We start from the raw sequence: 18,373 nt of genomic DNA on the forward strand, positions 1-18,373 counted from the left end.
TCACATCATCAGGAGAACGCTGTGTTCAACCCGTGGCCCCACGCCCTTTCCGTCGCTGTTGCCCTGGCAACCCTGGCCAGCCCCATCCTGGCCCAGGCGCAACCCCTGACCTTCAACCTGCCGGCCGGCCCCTTGGCCGCCACGTTGAATGCGATTGCCAGCCAAAGCGGGCACATCGTCTCGCTTGAACCCGCTCTGGTACAAGGCAAGCAGGCGCCTGCGGTGGTCGGCCGGATGCTCCCCGAACAAGCGATGAATCAGGCACTGACCGGCAGCGGCCTGCAATTGCGCGTGACCGGGCAAGGCAACTTCAGCGTCGAGCCTGGCGCCGATGGCAGCGCGGCAGTGCAGTTGGGGGCGACCACCATCGTTGAGAACAGCGTCGAGGCCACGACTGAAGGCTCCGGCTCCTATGCCGCGCGGGCCGTGACCATCGGCAAGGGAACCCACACCCTCAAAGAAATTCCGCAGTCAGTCACCGTGATGACTCGCAAACAGATGGACGACCAGGGCCTGACCGACCTCAAGGACGCCGCCAACCAGACCACCGGCCTGGTCGGTGTGCAAGGCGTGGGTAAAGGCATGATCCTCACTTCCCGCGGCTTCCAGATAGATGACTGGCAGTACGACGGCGTGCCGATCCCCCGCAACACCTACGCCCTGGGCAACTGGGCGACCCAGGACCTGATCTTCTTCGATCGCCTGGAAGTGCTGCGCGGCGCATCGGGCTTGCTGCAAGGCACCGGCAGCCCTGGCGGTGCGATCAACCTGGTACGCAAACGCGGACAGAACGCACCGACCGTGACCCTCACCGGCAAGGCCGGCTCCTGGGACCGTTACGGTCTGCAACTGGATGCCGGTGGCCCGCTGAATGAGAGCGGGACGGTACGTGGACGCCTGGTTGCCGACGAGGACGACAGCCATTCGTTCACCGATTATGAATGGAGCAAAACCCACTCGCTATACGGCGCTCTCGACGTCGACTTGCGCGAGGATACCACCCTGGGACTGGCCGTCAGCCGCTCCGACAACGAGTCGCGCCCGATCATTCGCGGCCTGCCCCGCTATACCAATGGCGACGGGTTGAACGTGCCCCGTTCGACCTTCACCGGCGCCACCTGGAACCACTCACAAATTGACTTGACCACTGTGTATGCCGATATGGAACATCGCTTCAACGACGACTGGGCACTCAAGGTCGGTGCAGTGCGCATGACCGAAGACAACGACGCTATAAACCAGCGCCTGCAGTCCTCCGGAGCCGGTATCAATGCCGACGGTAGCGGGGTGCAATATGCCGACTTCGCGACTGACTTCGATGCCACCAAGATCGGCTTGGACATGAACCTCACAGGGCGCTTTGAAGCCTTGTCCATGCCCCAGGAAATCATGCTTGGCAGCAACTACTCAAAGTTGAAGTCCGACGACAAATTCGCCCGCACTTTCAACAACAGCAGCGACACGATTTTCGACATCGACCACCATCGGCCCGAGATCAGCTACGAGGGTTTGCTCAATACTGCCGGTGGCCGCGCAACTCTCAGCAAATACGACATCCGGCAAAAAGGTATCTACGGCAGTTGGCGGGTCAAGCCGATTGAGCCGCTGACCCTGGTGCTCGGCTCCAGGGTCAGCTGGTACGATTACAGCTACAAATCGGCGGACCAGCGAGCCTTCGCCAATGTCGCCACTACCAATGTGCCAAGCACCATGAGCGAGAACGGTGAAGTCACGCCTTACGCCGGTATCGTCTACGACCTGAACCGCGAATGGGCGGTGTACGCCAGTTACACCGATGTCTTCGAGCCACAGACCGCTCGCACCACCAGCGGCTCGGTGCTCAAGCCGGTGATTGGCAGCAACTACGAAATCGGTCTCAAGGGCGAACTGATGGATGGCAGGGTCAACACCTCCCTGGCGCTATTCCGCTACGACCAGGAAAACCGCGCGGTCAACGATGTGGCCTCGGGGTTCGCCTGTGACGGCTGGTATTGCTCCACTGCTTCGGGGAAAGTCCGCAGCCAGGGGCTCGATGCCGAGATCAGCGGTGAAGTGCTCAATGGCCTGCAACTGTTCGCCGGCTACACCTACAACACCACCAAGTACCTCGACGACCCGGACAATGAAGGCAAGACCTTCAGTACCTGGACGCCCAAGCACATGCTGCGGGTATGGAGCGACTACCAGTTCAGTGGCGACTTCAACCGCCTCAGCACCGGCTTGGGCTTCACCACGCAAAGTCATACCCTGGGCTACGAACACACTTACGAGGTGCCGGGCTACACCGTGTGGAATGCCCGTGTCGGCTATCAGCTGACTCCGGAGATCGGCCTGGCGATGAACGCCAACAACCTGTTCGACAAAAGCTACATCACGGCGGGGTATAACCAGCTCAATGGCAATAACAACTATGGCGATCCACGCAACCTGATGTTCAGCGTCAAATACACTCCCACCTTTTAAGCCGGCTCAGTCGTCCTCATGCAGCTTGATGCCACGGGCATGCAGCAGCGGCGGGACCACCAGCACCAGCAGCATCAACGCCAGGAACGCAGCCGATATCGGTTGCGTGACGAAGATAAGCCAGTCGCCCTCGCTGATCGACAAGGCGTTGCGCAGCTGTTTTTCCGCCATGGGCCCCAGCACCATGCCGACGATCACCGGGGCCACAGGGAAATCGAATCGCCGCATCAACACCCCGCCCCAACCGATCCCGAGCATCAACAGCAGATCGAACGAGGAATGGCGCATGCCGTACACGCCGATCGTGGCAAACACCAGGATGCCGGCATTGAGGTAGGGCCTGGGGATCTGCAACAGCTTGACCCACAGGACCACCAACGGCAGGTTCAACACCAGCAGAATCACGTTGCCGATGTACAGCGAAGCCACCAGCGTCCAGACGAGGTCCGCGGAGGTTTCAAAGAGCATCGGCCCCGGCTGCAGGTTGTAGTTCTGGAACGCTGCCAGCAGTATCGCCGCAGTGGCTGAAGTGGGGATGCCCAGGGTCAGCAGCGGCACCAGCGAGCCGGTGGCGCTGGCGTTGTTCGCCGCTTCGGGGCCGGCGACGCCCTCAATGGCGCCCTCGCCTTTGTTCGCCGAGAACTCCTTGGGGTATTTGCTCAGTTTGCGTTCCGTGGAATAGGACAGGAAAGTCGGGATCTGCGCACCGCCAGCCGGAATCGAGCCAAACGGAAAGCCGATCAGGGTTCCGCGCAGCCAGGCGGGCACCTAGCGTTTCCAGTCCGAGCGGGTCATCCACAGCGAAGTCAGGCGATGTCGGCCGGAGTTGTTTTTATAAGCCTGCGATTCCACACAGCGTAGTACAGGCGCGCTGTGACGGTGTGGCGATCCCCTGCAGGAGTGAGCCTGCTCGCGATGAGGGCGTATCAGGCGACATCGTTGGTGGATGTCATGCCGCTATCGCGAGCAAGCTTTGCTCCCACAGTGATCTCTGCCAGACCCGTGCGGAGGGGATCAGGCTATCGAAACCTCAGGTATTGGTCTTCAATCGAGTCCACAAGCGCGTACTCAACCGCGCAATCGCCGCTGGCAACTCCTCGACCGTGAACAGCTTCTCCAGCACCGTCTTTGGCGGATAGATCGCCAGGTCCTGCTTCACCGCCGGCACCACATATTGATCCGCCGCCAGATTGGGGTTGGCGTAGTGGATGCTGTTGCTGATATTGGCAATCACCTGCGGATCAAGCAGATAGTTCATGTAGGCGTAGCCGTTCTTCTCGTGCGGTGCGCTCTTGGGCATCACCACCATGTCAAACCACAGGGTCGAGCCCTCATCAGGAATCGAATAGGCGATGTTGATGCCATTGTTGGCTTCCTTCGCACTGGCCGCCGCCTGTACCACGTCGCCGTTGAAGCCGATCACTGCGCAGACATTGCCGTTGGCCAGGTCGCTGATGTACTTGGAGGCATGGAAGTACTGCACATACGGGCGGATTTTCAGCAACGCCTGCTCGGCCTTCTTGTAGTCCGCCGGCTCGTGGCTGTGGGGCGCAAGGCCCAGGTAGTTGAGGGTGATCGGCAGGATCTGCGTGGGGTTATCGATGATCGCCACGCCGCACTGGCTGAGCTTCTTGATGTTCTCTTCGTCAAAGAACAATTTCCAGGAACGGGTAATATCGGTGTTGCCAAAGATCGCCTTGATCTTCTCGACGTTGTAGCCAATGCCTGCGGTGCCCCACATATAGGGGTAGCCATACTGGTTGCCCGGGTCGTTGACCTCAAGCTTGTGCAGCAATACCGGGTCGAGGTTTTTCCAGTTCGGCAGCTGGCTCTTGTCGAGCTTCTGCACGGCGCCGGCCTTGATCAGGCGCGAGAGAAAATGGTTTGAAGGGCTGACCACGTCATACCCTGTGTTGCCGGTCATCAGCTTGGATTCCAGCACCTCGTTGCTGTCATGAATGTCGTAGGTGGCCTTGATCCCGGTTTCCTTGGTAAAAGTAGTCAGGGTGTCATCGGCGATGTAGCCGTTCCAGTTGGAGATATTGACCACTTCATCCGCGTAACTGGCTGCCGGGAACGAGGCGAGCATGACCACCAGGGTAAGGTTGTTGATGCGCATTTTCTGTCACCGTGTGTGCTGAGTTGTTGTTCTTGGTTGATCGACGGATGTTCTAGATTTCAGTTCTGGCCCTGACTGACTCCACACGCATGCGCAGCATGGCACCGATATCCAGCAACGGTTTGGGTGGCAGCCAGCCGGGTTGGGCTCGGCGCATCACCGATTGCAGGACTGGCGAATCGACGCCAGAGGACATTTCAGCCAGCAACCGCCCCCACAAAGTGCCGCGTGCCACGCCGGAACCATTGCAGCCGGCCACCGCATAAACCCCCTCCTCGACCTTGGCGAAGTAAGGCTGGCCGCTGCGCGATGCACTCAAATGTCCGGTCCAGGTGTACTGGATGTCCTGCGCGCCGAGGAATGGGAAACGCCGCTGCAAACCCAGCACATGATGTTCACGGCGCACTCGCAGCTCGCTGGCGGACAAATCCCGCGACCGGTATTCCGCCGTGTTGCGGATCATCACCCGGCGGTCCGGGGTCAAGCGCACGGTGGCGCCCAGCGGGCGGGTGGACAGCACGCCCCAGGGCTCGACCGCGCCGATTGCCTGGTACTCGGCGTCAGTCAGCTGCCGGGTGAGGCTCGCGCTGAGCTCCATCGCAAACGTTGCGCTGTCGTCGATGCCCGAACGCGAGATGAATGCATTCAGGCATACCAGCACCTGCTGCGCTTCAATTCGGCCGGCAACGCCATTGGCGCGCACGCGCCCCTGACTCAGGCGCTCCAGACCGGTGATGTCGGTGTTTTCGTAGAGGGTGACGCTGGCGGGCAATGCATCCAGCAAGCCCTTGACGTACTTCGCCGGCTGCAACAACGCGTTGCCATTGCCGCACCAGATAGCCGCCTGGTAATGCCGGGTGCCCAGCTTGTGATACAGCGCCTCGCCTTGTAGAAAATGCGCCGAAGCACCCACCGCGCGCAGGGTTTGCAGCTTGTCCTCGACCTGGGTCAATTTGCCGGGATCGCTCACCGCAAAAAAGTAACCATCGTCGCGAAAATCGCATTCGATGCCATGCCGGGCGATACGCTGGCGCACTTCGAGGCTTGCAACCCGGGAGATCTCGGTGTCCACCTGATAATTGGCAAAACCCTTGCTACCCAACAACTCATCGGTGCCCGGATGTTCGTGGGCCACGGCAAACCCTGAGTTGCGCGCCGAAGCGCCTTGCGCCGCACGCTGGCGATCAACGATCACGATGCGGGCCTGAGGGTGTATCTGCGCGAGGGTGTGGGCGGCGTTCAACCCGGTAATCCCAGCCCCGATAATCAGCCAGTCAGCCTTCTCGGTACCCTTCAGGGAACCGCGCACGGGCGAGCTGCCCGCCTGCGCAATCCAGCCACATTCATTGGTCATGCATCACCTCGATCCACTGTTGTCCCGCCGTGGGCACTGCCCTTTCCCATGCGCTGAACGCATGAGAAACCTCGGCCTTGACTGGAATTTAGAGTGTCATCGGTGATAAAACCAACGTTATAAAATCATCGAAGTATTCGGAAAACGCATGGATAAGCTTCGTCACGTGCCGTCGCTGCAAGCAATGCAGGCGCTGGTGGAAGTCGCCGACTCGGGCAGCTTTACGCAGGCCGCATCAAGGCTGTGCCTGACTCAAAGCGCTGTGAGTCGGCAAATTCAGCAGCTGGAGAGTCACTTCGGTGTGGCGTTGTTCGTGCGCACCAGTCGCAGCCTGAGTCTCACGCCCCAGGGCGAGCAGGTGCTAACCAGTGCCCGCAGCATCCTTGAGCAACTCAAAGCCCTGGAGGAACGGCTGGCCCCCAGGGAGCGTCCGTTTCGCATCCGCATGCACGTATCCCTGGCGGTGCGCTGGCTGCTGCCCAGGCTGAGCGAGTTCTACCGATCTCATCCCGAGGTTTTGCTGTCGATCGAGACTGTGGCAACTGAAGTGGTGGAGCCAGCCGTCGACAGCGACGCCTACATCCTCTACCTGGCGCAACCCTCGAATGATCCGCAGTCCATGACGCTGTTCGAGGAAGCGCTAGTGCCCGTCTGCGCGCCGGGGCTGGCTGACCCGCTGCGAGCAGTTGAAGACCTGGTGCATTGCACCCTGCTGCATCGCTCCTCGGACCGGCATGACTGGATAAAATGGTTGGCAGCCAAGGGCGGTGGACCGCTGGAGCGCTACCGGCACATTCCTTTCAACTTGGATGAACTGGCACTGGATGCGGCTGCACGCGGGCTGGGTGTGGCGATGACAGACCTGACCCTGGCGGGCGAGTCGGTAGATCGAGGCGTGTTGGTGATTCCCTTCGGCAAGGCGCTGAAGACAACGGGCGTGTATGCGCTGATCCTGCAACCCTCAGCGAGCACGCATCCGGCCTGTGGGCTGATCCTTGAGTGGTTTGCCCAGCAGGCCGAGGGGAAAATCGCGAACCCCGAAAGCTAGGTGCCGTTACCGATGCCCTCGGTCGCCTGGGCAAACGCCACACCGGCCTCGCGCACCAGCTGACGCCATTCATAGCTGTTGATCAGACCGGTACGTTCCATCTCGTCAGCGGCCTTGAGGAGCTCATCGTACTGCTCTTCACAATCCATGCGAATCAACGGCTCCTTGAGCAGTTGGTACCAGGCCGCCATTGCTTGCTGCTTTCGATCGTCGTTCATGGCCAGACTCCAACGGTTGTTTCTGGTTGGGCGTCTGGTGCAGATAGCGGTTCCCGGGTGCCGACATACGGCGATTAACCTCATTATTGTTAGTGGCAGATGCTGATCCGCGCGCCCTTTGCAGGGCCGCGTGGACAGTTTTCAGGGGGAATCAGGCGATCAGACGAACAGGCTCAGTGCACCGGTCAACAGCGCCAACGCTTGCTCAGTCTTCCCGGAACCCGCGCCGAGCTGATCAAGGCGATGCGGGCACGAGGCATCGCGATTGAAGACGGGATGGGCAACTGAGCTATTTCGGTTGCGCGACTGTGCGCAAATAGGGTTTTACCGTTTTAAAACCGTCCGGATACTTCTTCTTCGCGTCTTCATCGGAAACCGAAGTCGGGATGATCACGTCCTCGCCCGGGCGCCAGTTCACCGGGGTGGCCACGGTGTGTTTGGCATTGAGCTGGATGGCATCGAGCAGTCGCAGCACTTCATCGAAGTTGCGCCCGGCGCTCATTGGGTAGATCAGCATGGCCTTGATCTTCTTGTCCGGGCCGATGATGAACACCGAGCGCACGGTGGCGTTGTCCACGGCCGTGCGCGCGCCGCCACTGGCATTGGGGTGGATCATGTCGTAGAGCTTGGCCACCACCAGGTTCTCGTCGCCGATCATGGGGTAATTCACCGCGTGGCCCTGGGTTTCCTCGATGTCCTTGGCCCAGCTTTGATGGTTACCCACCGGGTCAACGCTGAGCCCGACGATCTTGGTGTTGCGCTTGTCGAACTCGGGCTTGAGCCCGGCCATGTAGCCAAGTTCAGTGGTGCACACCGGGGTGAAGTCCTTGGGGTGGGAAAACAGGATGGCCCACTGATCGCCAATCCATTCATGGAAATGCAGCGTGCCCTCGGTGCTCTCGACGGTGAAATCCGGTGCTTCGTCGCCAATACGAATGGTCATGTGCGTTCTCCTCGCGGTGAAGGGTTGGGAAACTGCTGGACGGGTCAGTATAGGAGACGGTTGAGGATAGAGGTCCGGGAATGGAGAACCCGTAGAGTCTGATGTGCTGCACAAATCCCGTGCACAACCCTGACCCTGTAGGAGCTGCCGAGTGAAACAAGGCTGCGATCTTTTGATTTTCCAGGATCAAAAGATCCCGGCCTGCGGCAGCTCCTACGGGGACCCCATGGGATTCCAGAGTGTTTACCGACGTGCCAGCTTGTATCGGACACAATCCTCATAAAAGCCTTGGCGAATGGCCTCCGGCTTGATTCGCGAGGGGCTGTCGTAGGTCTGTTCGGTGATGCCCATGGCCATCATGCGCATCCACGGTTTGGTGAATTTGTAGGTCTGCAGCTTCTGACGCGCGGCGTACAGCGACACTCCCGCCAGCTTCAACTCCTGGGCTTTAGCGGCCGTCCCCGCGCCCCAACTGCACATGTAACGATCATTCGTCTTCAGTTCCCGGGCTTCGGCCATCGTCGCCACGCTGGCCAGCCCGCACGACATTAACGCGATCATCACACTGCGCATGTAGATTCGATCCTAACAATTTGAAATTAAATTGATTCTGATCAAAACCCGCAGTGTTCGGGGCCAGTAAAATGCCTTACGCCTACATGAGAATAATTCTTGATAAATCCAAGACATTTTTTGCAACATCCATTTTGTTAGCTATAGCTAACACTCCAATGTTCTAAAGTGAGGCAACGGAATGTCAGTCGCAAAGAAGATGACGGTAGGGCAACTGACAATGTTGACAGCCGTCAACATGTTGGGGTCCGGCATCATATTGTTGCCAACCAAACTCGCCGAAGTCGGCGGAATTTCCATTCTTTCCTGGCTGATCACAGCCACCGGTTCCCTCGCGCTGGCTTACGCCTTCGCGCGCTGCGGGATGCTCAGCCGCAAGACGGGCGGCATGGGTGGCTACGCTGAATACACCTTCGGCAAGGCCGGCAACTACCTGACCAACTACACCTACGGCGTCTCGCTGTTGATTGCCAACGTGGCGATCAGCATTACGGCGGTCGGCTATATACAGACGCTGTTCGACGTCAAACTCGATTCGCTGCAAGTAGGCCTGGCGACCATTGCGTTGCTGTGGATCACCACGTTCGCCAACTTCGGCGGCGCGCGGATTACTGGCAAAATCGGTTCGATCACCGTCTGGGGCGTGATCGCACCTGTGGTCCTGGTTTCCACCGTCGGCTGGTTCTGGTTCGACAGCAGCGTCTACGCGGCGGGATGGAACCCGCACAACATGGGCTATCTGGAAGCAGCGGGGGCTTCGGTCGCAATCACGTTGTGGGCTTTCCTGGGCCTGGAATCGGCGTGCGCCAACACGGACGCCGTGGAAAACCCGGAGAAGAACGTACCGATCGCCGTACTCGGCGGCACCTTGGGCGCAGCGGTGATCTACATCGTCTCCACCAACGTGATCGCCGGCATCGTCGGCAATCCGGAGCTGGCCTCCTCCACCGCGCCGTTCGGGCTGGTGTTCGCCAAGATGTTCAATCCGATGGTCGGTAACATCGTCATGGCGGCGATGATCCTGGCCTGCATTGGCTCGTTACTGGGCTGGCAGTTCACCATTGCCCAAGTGTTCAAGAGCTCGGCGGATACCGGTTACTTCCTGCCGATCTTCGCCAAGGCCACCAAGGCCGGCACGCCGATTGTCGGCATGTTGATCCTGCTGGCGATCCAGACTGCAATCGGCTTCCTGACCATCAGTCCGGATCTGAGCAAGCAGTTCGACATTCTGGTCAACCTGGCAGTGGTCACCAACCTGATCCCGTACATCCTGTCGATGGCGGCTCTCATGACGATCCAGAAGGTCTCCAACGTACCGGCAGGCAAGGCACTGGCTACCAACATCATTGCCTGGGTCGCCACGGCCTACAGTTACCTGGCGCTGTACAGTTCAGGCGAGCAGGCGCTGATGCTCGGCGGTGTGGCGACGATCTTCGGCTACACCCTGTTCAGCTTCGTCAACAACCGCTTGATTGCGCTTGAAGCGCACAACAACAGCGTACCGACGCAGACGGTCAGCGCCCAGCACATCACGGGCGAACCGGTGCCGGTGAATCATTTGAATACTGTGCCTTTGGAGGTTAGATCATGACGGAATATAAACACTCGCTGGGCATGCTCGCGCTGGTGGTGGGCACTCCCCCGGACAAACGTACCGTCTTCGGTCGCGCCCTGGACCAACTGATCCACGACGTGGAAGAACGCTCCATCAGCGTGTTGATGTCGGAAAGCCTGAGCGACGCGACGTCGATCCTGCGTTCGGACTCGGCCATCCAGTGCGTGTTGCTCAGCTGGGAAATGGACGAAAGTGAAGGCCATGAGGAATGCATCAAGCTGCTGACCACCCTGCGCGAGCGCAACACTCGGGTGCCGGTATTCCTGATCAGCGACCGCAGTACCGCGTCGAACATTCCGCTGGTGGTGATGCAGCATGCCGACGACTTCATCTGGCTGCCGGAAGACACCAGTCGCTTCCTCAGCGGCCGCATCATGGCAGCCATCGAGCGCTATCGGCAGGCCGCTCTACCGCCAATGTTTGGCGCGCTGGTGAAGTTCTCCCGCTCCTACGAATACTCTTGGCACACCCCTGGCCATGCCGGTGGCACCGCCTTCCTGAAAAGCACTGCCGGACGCGCGTTCTACGAATTCTTCGGCGAAAACCTGTTGCGCTCCGACCTGTCGATTTCGGTCGGCGAATTGGGCTCCCTGCTCGATCACAGCGGCCCGATCGGCCAGGGCGAGCGCTACGCGGCCAAGGTGTTCGGCGCGCACCGCACCTATTACGTGACCAACGGCTCCTCGATGTCCAACCGCGTCATCCTCATGGCCAGCGTCACGCGCGATCAGATCGCCCTGTGCGACCGCAACTGCCACAAATCTGCTGAACACGCGATGACGTTGTCCGGGGCCATCCCGACCTACCTGGTGCCGACCCGCAATCGCTACGGCATCATCGGCCCGATCCTGCCGCAGACTTTGAGCGCCGAGGGCGTCAAGGCCGCCATTGCCAACAACCCGTTGGTCAAGGAAGGCATCGATCCGACGCCGGTCCACGCCATCATCACCAACTCTACCTACGATGGCCTGACCTACAACGTCACCCGAGTCGAGAAATTGCTGGGGGAAAGCGTCGATCGTCTGCATTTCGACGAGGCCTGGTACGGCTATGCGCGGTTCAACCCGCTGTACCGCGAACGCTTCGCCATGCATGGCGCCCCTGAGGATCACGACGAGTCCCGGCCAACCGTGTTCGCCACCCAATCGACCCACAAACTGCTGGCCGCACTGTCCCAGGCGTCGATGATTCACGTGCGTAACGGCCGTAATCCGATCCCCCATGCACGCTTCAACGAATCGTACATGATGCACGCCTCAACCTCGCCGAACTACGCGATCATGGCCTCATGCGACGTCAGCTCTGCGATGATGGAAGCGCCCAGCGGGCAAATCCTCACCACTGAATCCATCGAAGAAGCGATCAGCTTCCGCCAGGTCATCTCGCGCATGCACCATGAGATGGCCAGCAATGACCAGTGGTTCTTCACCTGCTGGCAGCCACCGACCGTGCAAGTCGGCGCGGCGGCGGTGCCGTTCCATGAGGTCGATCCGCAGTTGCTGAAAACCGAGCCGAACTGCTGGGTACTGCACCCTAATGAGGTGTGGCACGGCTTTGGCGACATCGAAGACGGCTACTGCATGCTTGACCCCATCAAGGTGTCGGTGCTGAGCCCGGGCATGGGCGACGACGGCAATTTGCTGGAATCCGGCATTCCCGCTTGCGTGCTGACGGCGTACCTCGGTCGCCAGGGCATCGTGGTGGAAAAAACCACTGACTTCACCATCCTGTTCCTGTTCTCCATCGGCATCACCAAAGGCAAATGGGGCACGCTGGTCAACGCCTTGCTCGACTTCAAGCGTGACTACGACGAGAACGTGGAGCTCGAACTGTGCCTGCCGGACTTGTTGGCCGCGAATCAGCAGCGCTATGCCGGCATGGGCCTGAAGAACCTGGCCGACGAGATTTTCGCCGCGATGAAGGAGAACAAGACCACTTCCACCATGGCCCGGGCCTTCGGCATGCTGCCGCAAGCCGAGTTCAGCCCGGTGGAAGCCTATGAGAAGCTGGTGAGGAACGAAGTCGAACTGGTGACCCTGGAAGAAGCTGCCGGGCGCGTTGTCGCTACCGGGATCGTGCCTTATCCGCCTGGTATTCCGCTGTTGATGCCGGGCGAGAACGCAGGACCTGCGGATGGGCCATTGCTGGCATATCTGAAGGCGCTGGAGAACTTCGACAAGTCCTTCCCGGGCTTTACACATGATACGCACGGCATTGAAACCGAGGACGGCGTATCGCGGTTGTTGGTGTTGAAGTGAAGTAAGCGTTTGTGGGGCGGCGGGTGTGCTCGGTGTGGTGGTGGGTTGAAGGTAGTTTCGGCAGCCGATTCGGCTGCTATGATTGACCACCATGACCAACATGCCTGCGTTCCGCCAACCCTGCCCTCCCGGCGCCTGCGATTGCGGGCGTGATCCGCTGTTGGAAACCCCGGGCGCGGACGTGCGCATCCTGCTGCTGACCCGTGCGGAGGAAAAACGTCTGCTCGAGCGTCTGGAGAACCTCCAGAGCCTTGGTGACCTGGAGCGCTTGCAACGCCGCATGCACGAACAACTGGGCATCCGCGTTGACATTGCGCCAGGCTTCAACGAAGTCCGGACCATGCGCGGCATCGCCATTTCGATCGCCGAACTGCCCGGCTTGTGCCGCAAGACCCGCGCATCGATCCCGGCGGCGATTCGGCGCGGGTTGGAAAAGCATCCTGAAGTGGCTTATGAATTGCTCAATGCCAATGACCTGCTCAGAGATGCGTGAAACGTAGATCAGGGGCAAATCCAGCAAACTCTGAAGCCCGCAATTAACCCGTTGTGAGGCCTACTTTTTCATTCCAACGCGACGGCGCATATCGGCGGTGATGGTCTGGCGGGTTTTTTTCAGGTTTGCCCAGGGCTCATGGCCGACCTCGGCAAGGCGTTCATGCACGTTGTGCACATTCCATTGATTACCGCCCTTCAGCTCTCCTACCTCCTCCCTGAAAATCGGCACTGACACCGGCAGCCCTTCACGGGTGCGCACCGCGTAGGCGCAGATCGTCGTGGCGCCAAGGCCGTTGCGCAGATAGTCGATGAATATCCGCCCGACGCGGTTTTTCGGCCCGGACACGGCGGAAAACCGTTCTGGCAGCAGTTTCGCCATGTGGCTGACAATCGCGTGACTGAATTCTTTCACCTCATCCCAGCCAAGCTTGCGGGTCAGCGGCACCACCACATGAATACCTTTGCCACCGCTGGTCTTTAGGAACGCCTTAAGCCCCAGTTCATCCAGCACCGAAAGGGTCAGCTGAGTCGCCTCGACCATGCTTTTCCAAGGCAGCGCCGGGTCAGGGTCGAGGTCGAGGATGAATCGGTCAGGCCTGTCCAGCTTATCGGACGTGGCATTCCAGGTATGCAGTTCCACCGTGCTCATCTGCACGGCACCGATCAGCGCTTCGGCGTTGTTGATCATCATCACCGGCTGCCCGGTAAGGTCCTTGTCCAGGGTAGTAATGCCCGGGATCGCCAGGCGCTCGGCGTTTTTCTGGAAGAACAGTTCGCCGGCGATGCCATCCGGGGCGCGCACCAGGGCGACCGGGCGATCCTTCAGTTCGGGCAGGATGAATTCGGCGACTCGGGCGTAATACTCGGCCAGTTGCATCTTGGTGGTGCCACTGCTGGCATCGATCACCCGGTCCGGGTGAGTAATGCGCACCTTGCCCGCAGCAAGTCCCGCCTGGGATGGCGCCGGGCTGGCTTGCTCTGCGGCGGCTTTTTTGCCGGCAGGCTTTTTGGTTGGAGGGTTCCTGGTAGCAGACTTCCTGGCAGCAGGCGCCGATGCAGCGCTTTTTTTCACCACGGCTGGGCGCTCCTCAGTGATATCTTTGGCCGGCTTGTCGTCACGCAAGCCATGGAACACCGCGTGGCGCACGGAGCCGTCCTTGGTCATTTCGGCAAAGGCAATTTCCGCCAGCAACACCGGCTTGAGCCAATGCACACCCTTGGCATCGAACCCCGAGGGCGGGTTGGCGACCGAGGGTTTCTTCGCCTTCAACGGCAGCAATTGCGCGTAAATGCTCTTCAGTGTCGTTTCGTTGAACCCGGTGCCCACCTTACCGGCGTAGCGCAATTTGCCGCTGTCGCGATCATGCAAGCCCAGCAACAACGCGCCGAAGGCACTGCGCGAACCCTTGGGATCGGTGTAACCCACCACCACGAATTCCTGCCGATGCTTACACTTGAGCTTGATCCAGTCGCCACTGCGCCGCGACACATAAGGGGAGCCCAGGCGCTTGCCGATCAGGCCTTCCATCTGCATCTGGCAGGCGCTGGTGAGCAAGGCATCCGGCGCTTCGCCGAATGAGTCAGAAAACCGCAGCAAGGGATCTTCGTGAGTTCTGAGGACCGTCGCCAGTGCCACCCGACGTTCTTCCACCGGCACTTCACGCAGGTCGACGCCGTTGAGGTATGGCATGTCGAACAGGTAGTAAAGGATGTTGCCACTGCTGCCCTCTTCGAAGGCATTTTGCAGGGCCTGAAAATCTGGAACTCCCTGCTCGTTGGCTACCACCATCTCACCGTCGAGCCAGGCCGACTCGAGGTCCAGGTCGGTCAGCGCCTTGGCTTGCGCCGGCAGTTTGTGTGTCCAGTCATGGCCGTTGCGGGTGAAGAGCTTGACCTGGCCATGGTCGATACGCGCCATGATTCGATAGCCGTCGAACTTGATCTCATAGCTCCATTCGCCATCCGGGGCTTTTTCGACCAAGGTCGCCAGTTCCGGCTTGATCAGCTCCGGGAGCTTGGCCTTGTGAGCGCCGGTAAGCTTGGCCGAGCGGCCTTCAGGGGCGACCTTGGATGCGGGCTTTTTGACGGGCTTGGGTTTGGCGGCGGCCTTGGCCTTTTTCGGCAGGATGGTGCGGTCGCTGAGCACGCTGTCGGGCGCGGCGACGACCACGTCGTAATCGCTCTCGGGCTTGGCCGCGCTGTCCTGATGCTTGATCAGGAACCACTGCTCCTGTTTACCCGGCATGTGCGTGCGCACCAGGTTCCACAACCCGCTGAGCTTCTCGCCCTGCAGTTCGAACTTGAGCTTGCCCTTGGCGTAGGCTTGGGCCGGATCTTCCTGGGGTATCCACACCCCGCGATCCCAGACGATCACATCACCGGCCCCGTAATGTCCCTCGGGAATACTGCCCTCAAAGGTCGCGTAATCGATCGGGTGATCCTCGACATGCACCGCCAGGCGCTTGACCTTGGGATCCAGGGACGGCCCCTTGGGAACCGCCCAGCTCTTCAGGGCTCCGTCGAGCTCCAGGCGGAAATCATAGTGCAGGCGCGAAGCGTCATGCTTCTGGATGCAGAACTGCAAGGCATGGTCTTTGGACTTTTTCTTGCCTGGTCGTTTCGCCGCCGGCTCGGAAGTCGCGGAAAAGTCGCGCATGCGGTTGTAATCGTCGAGGTTCCGGGTCATGGCTCACTCCCCTGATGCCGTTGCAACGCTGCCCCCGATGCCGGGGCCGATGCGCGTGACGATCAACGCTACCACTGCGATCCGCTCGACCCGCTGATAACCCGGAGTCAAGAGTTCCTCGCCAAACACATCGGGATCGATCTCGCGGTAAGTCCAAGCGAACAGTGGCGAGGCCAGGCGCGACGACAACGCTTCGAGGAATGGATCCCGCCCCTCGACCATGGCCACCCCCGTATACAGTACCAGCGAGCCTCCGGCTGCCAGGCGATTGAGCGCCTGTTCGACGATGCGCACCGACAACTGCTCGCCGAACTCGCCACCGCCATGGCGGTATGCGCGCTCACCGGGGTCGGCCATATACGGCGGATTGGCGACTATGAGATCAAACTGGCCGTCGACGTCCTGTAATACGTCGCTGGCCTCCACTGTGATATTGGCCACCTCGGCCAGGGCGGCATTGACCGTGGTCAGGCGCAATGCCGCCGGGTTGATATCGACCGCCAGCACTTGCGCTTCACGGCGCGCCCGGGCAATCACGATTGCCCCGACGCCAGCGCCGCAACCGATATCCACGGCACGGCGAATCGGCGCAAAGCTCTGCTGCAGGTGCGTGTGGATTAACTGCGCAAAGCGATAACTGTCCGGTCCAAAAAAAACCGAATCGGCCGCTTCAGTAGGAAAGCCCGAGTGCACGAATAGCAAATCGTCGAGGCTCGACCAGCGTACGCGACTTTTCAGCCGCCCCTGGCTGTCCACCAGGACGCCGGCCTGCTGCAGCTGGTGCTGTTCATCGACAGGCAGCAGCCCGGACTCGAACGTCCGCGACCAGCCGTAGACATCCCGCAGGTTTTTTGCCGGGCGCGTGGCGTCGCGGTCGAGTACTCGCTGGTGGGTGAGCGGAGTGGGCGTGACAAAACGATAGCCGTCCGCCTGCAGGCGTCTTCCCAGCTGCAATAGAGCCAGTTCGTCGGCGTCCAGTCGTTCTTCCTGATTCATGTGCAGCTCCCTAGCGCAGGCTGGATTTAAGTTCGATGTAGCGCCGCGTGGCGAGCAGTCCCGCCGGGTGTGAGTGACGATGGGCTGACAGCCACGGGATCAACACGGACATCTGTGCATGGGGATCCAGCCCCGCGAGGGACGCTTGCAGCGTCTGCACGTCAGGGTCACTGGCCGGCAGCTCAGGAACCCGGGCGGCACTGACTACACGCCGATGTGCCGGCCTTGCACGCTCGGGCGCCCAGTCTCCAGCGATCCAGTCATGCAGCAATTGTTTCTCATAAGGGCTGAACACACCGAACATCGCCGCACCATCACCCACTATCATCTGCCAGAACCGGCTGCCCCGCGGATCCTGGTGGCGCTTGATCCAGCCCTTGTTTTCCATGGCACTGAGGAAACCGGGTAATTGCTCGGGTGAAGACAACCACTGATTGACCGTCTTGCCCTCGAAACGGCAATAGTCCGAATGCATGTGCTGGCCGAACGGACGCTTGCGTTCGAGCATGCCCAACAGCTCTTGCTCGAGGTCGAACGACTCGATAATCGCGCGACTGCCCTGCCCCAGATCGTTAAGTCGATAGCCAGCAGCAACCCGACGCAGGAACTCTTCTCGGTCGCCTTCCAGCGGCATCAGCTGCAGCACTGACTGCACGGCTTTTTGCGCGTGGCCGGTGCTGGCGTTATCGATGGTGACATGGAGCGTGAAATAGTAGGGATCGATGCCCAGTTCGCTCAGTTCATAGGCGCTGATCAGCAGGTGCAGCGGCAGTTGTTCATAACCGAGGTTGTAGCCGATCACTTCGGGCATGAAGTCATCGCTGCACTCGCCCAGCGCCAGCTGGATCGCGCCTTGCAGGTATCGCTCGTCGGGCAGCGCGCAGGTGTCATCCAGGCCATGTTCGGCCAGGAGCTTGCGATAGATCACTACGTGGTTTTGCGCCGGATTGCCGTCGCCCAATTCTTCCAGGTAGGTGCAGATCAGCCCGTCGAACCGCGGGTCACGCCAGTGGCTCAGCAAGCCATACAACCATGCGCCGTCCACCAATTTGGTCGGCCCGACAGCCTGCAGGAAAAACAGCGCATGGGCCTTGTTGCTGAAGAACTGACGTGGGCCGCCATCCTTGCGTTGTTGCAGATAATCGGCGTACTGGCGCGCTACCTGCGCGCAGTGCTGTTCCACAAACCCTGGCAAGGCAGACAGGTCCCGGGGCATCTCCTCAGGCAGGTCTTGGGCCTGTTGAAGTTGCTCGACCAGGAACGTCCGCGCCAGGGATTTGCGCTGCGCGTCATCGACGTTGAGCAGCAGTTGGGCATAGGTATTTTTCAGGCTACCGGCGGTCGGGATCGACTCTGCGCGGGCAGGCCGGGCTTCAAGTCTTGTCAGGGCAGTCATGGGCGCATCTCTCGGTCTATGGCCAGTGGCAGGACGCTGAATCAACGCGTCTCTACTGCAGCAGATCGATGAGCCAGGGAGAAAATTCAATCGAGGTTAAAAATGGCCGGACAGACGGCCAGGGCCTGGAGTAAACAAGCCCCCCCTGTGGGAGCGAGCTTGCTCGCGATGGGGCCGGCCAGATAGACCGCTGCCGTCGTGATCGCCAG

Annotated in this window: 13 protein-coding genes and 2 pseudogenes; 6 read left to right on the forward strand and 9 right to left on the reverse strand. The window is 60.2% G+C overall.

Translation table 11 applies throughout. From position 1 onward, the window contains the following. Nucleotides 1-21 precede the first annotated feature (21 nt). Nucleotides 22-2,463: a TonB-dependent siderophore receptor gene (locus tag IMW75_RS07755; protein WP_205892253.1), complete on the forward strand. Its 2,442-nt coding sequence runs from the start codon at nt 22-24 to the stop codon at nt 2,461-2,463. A gap of 6 nt (nt 2,464-2,469) precedes the next feature. On the opposite strand, the pseudogene IMW75_RS07760 reads toward IMW75_RS07755, so the two are convergent. The 3 genes and pseudogenes from IMW75_RS07760 to IMW75_RS07770 form a co-directional block, all read right to left on the reverse strand. Next, nucleotides 2,470-3,285 (reverse strand): annotated as a pseudogene (locus tag IMW75_RS07760) (tripartite tricarboxylate transporter permease); the annotation flags it as partial. A 208-nt stretch (nt 3,286-3,493) separates the two neighbouring features. Further along, complete coding sequence (locus IMW75_RS07765) at nt 3,494-4,582, reverse strand: polyamine ABC transporter substrate-binding protein (RefSeq protein ID WP_205892254.1); 1,089 nt, start codon at nt 4,580-4,582, stop codon at nt 3,494-3,496. Nucleotides 4,583-4,634: 52 nt separating this feature from the next. Then, nucleotides 4,635-5,936: an NAD(P)/FAD-dependent oxidoreductase gene (locus tag IMW75_RS07770; RefSeq protein ID WP_205892255.1), complete on the reverse strand. Its 1,302-nt coding sequence runs from the start codon at nt 5,934-5,936 to the stop codon at nt 4,635-4,637. 148 nt (nt 5,937-6,084) lie between these two features. Here IMW75_RS07770 and IMW75_RS07775 point away from each other — a divergent pair, with 148 nt between their 5' ends. Then, nucleotides 6,085-6,984 (forward strand): LysR family transcriptional regulator, encoded by a 900-nt coding sequence (locus IMW75_RS07775; RefSeq protein ID WP_205892256.1) that lies wholly within the window; start codon nt 6,085-6,087, stop codon nt 6,982-6,984. On the opposite strand, the gene IMW75_RS07780 is transcribed toward IMW75_RS07775, so the two are convergent. Beyond that, a complete protein-coding gene (locus IMW75_RS07780; protein WP_045059026.1) occupies nt 6,981-7,202 on the reverse strand; it encodes a hypothetical protein in 222 nt (73 codons plus the stop codon). The two genes, IMW75_RS07775 and IMW75_RS07780, sit on opposite strands and share 4 nt — an antisense overlap. Nucleotides 7,203-7,403: 201 nt before the next feature. Between IMW75_RS07780 and IMW75_RS26860 the strand changes: the two are divergent. Further along, nucleotides 7,404-7,490 (forward strand): annotated as a pseudogene (locus tag IMW75_RS26860) (cytochrome C); the annotation flags it as partial. Between the two features lies 1 nt (nt 7,491). Here IMW75_RS26860 and IMW75_RS07785 read toward each other — a convergent pair. Next, complete coding sequence (locus tag IMW75_RS07785) at nt 7,492-8,145, reverse strand: peroxiredoxin (protein WP_045059024.1); 654 nt, start codon at nt 8,143-8,145, stop codon at nt 7,492-7,494. Between the two features lie 243 nt (nt 8,146-8,388). Beyond that, nucleotides 8,389-8,718, reverse strand: coding sequence for a hypothetical protein (locus IMW75_RS07790; protein ID WP_205892257.1), 330 nt, complete (start codon nt 8,716-8,718; stop codon nt 8,389-8,391). A gap of 181 nt (nt 8,719-8,899) precedes the next feature. Between IMW75_RS07790 and potE the strand changes: the two genes are divergently transcribed. The 3 genes from potE to IMW75_RS07805 all read left to right on the forward strand — a co-directional run bounded on the left by potE (nt 8,900) and on the right by IMW75_RS07805 (nt 13,084). Further along, a complete protein-coding gene (gene potE / locus IMW75_RS07795) occupies nt 8,900-10,309 on the forward strand; it encodes a putrescine-ornithine antiporter (protein WP_045059022.1) in 1,410 nt (469 codons plus the stop codon). Beyond that, a complete protein-coding gene (locus IMW75_RS07800; RefSeq protein WP_205892258.1) occupies nt 10,306-12,591 on the forward strand; it encodes an Orn/Lys/Arg family decarboxylase in 2,286 nt (761 codons plus the stop codon). The genes potE and IMW75_RS07800 overlap by 4 nt, the downstream gene beginning before the upstream one ends. A 91-nt stretch (nt 12,592-12,682) precedes the next feature. Further along, nucleotides 12,683-13,084 carry a hypothetical protein gene (locus IMW75_RS07805; protein WP_045059020.1) on the forward strand — a complete coding sequence of 134 codons (402 nt, stop codon included), beginning with the start codon at nt 12,683-12,685 and terminating at the stop codon, nt 13,082-13,084. 60 nt (nt 13,085-13,144) lie between these two features. On the opposite strand, the gene ligD is transcribed toward IMW75_RS07805, so the two are convergent. From ligD to IMW75_RS07820, 3 genes are read right to left on the reverse strand one after another with little or no spacing between them, the layout of a single operon-like run. Continuing rightward, nucleotides 13,145-15,772, reverse strand: coding sequence for a DNA ligase D (gene ligD, locus IMW75_RS07810; RefSeq protein WP_205892259.1), 2,628 nt, complete (start codon nt 15,770-15,772; stop codon nt 13,145-13,147). Nucleotides 15,773-15,775: 3 nt separating this feature from the next. After that, nucleotides 15,776-16,768, reverse strand: a complete 993-nt coding sequence (locus tag IMW75_RS07815; RefSeq protein ID WP_205892260.1) for a methyltransferase — start codon at nt 16,766-16,768, stop codon at nt 15,776-15,778. 10 nt (nt 16,769-16,778) lie between these two features. Then, nucleotides 16,779-18,164: an iron-containing redox enzyme family protein gene (locus IMW75_RS07820; RefSeq protein WP_205892261.1), complete on the reverse strand. Its 1,386-nt coding sequence runs from the start codon at nt 18,162-18,164 to the stop codon at nt 16,779-16,781. Between the last annotated feature and the right edge of the window lie 209 nt (nt 18,165-18,373).

Source organism: Pseudomonas gregormendelii (genome assembly GCF_017114825.1).
Taxonomy (GTDB): domain Bacteria; phylum Pseudomonadota; class Gammaproteobacteria; order Pseudomonadales; family Pseudomonadaceae; genus Aquipseudomonas; species Aquipseudomonas gregormendelii.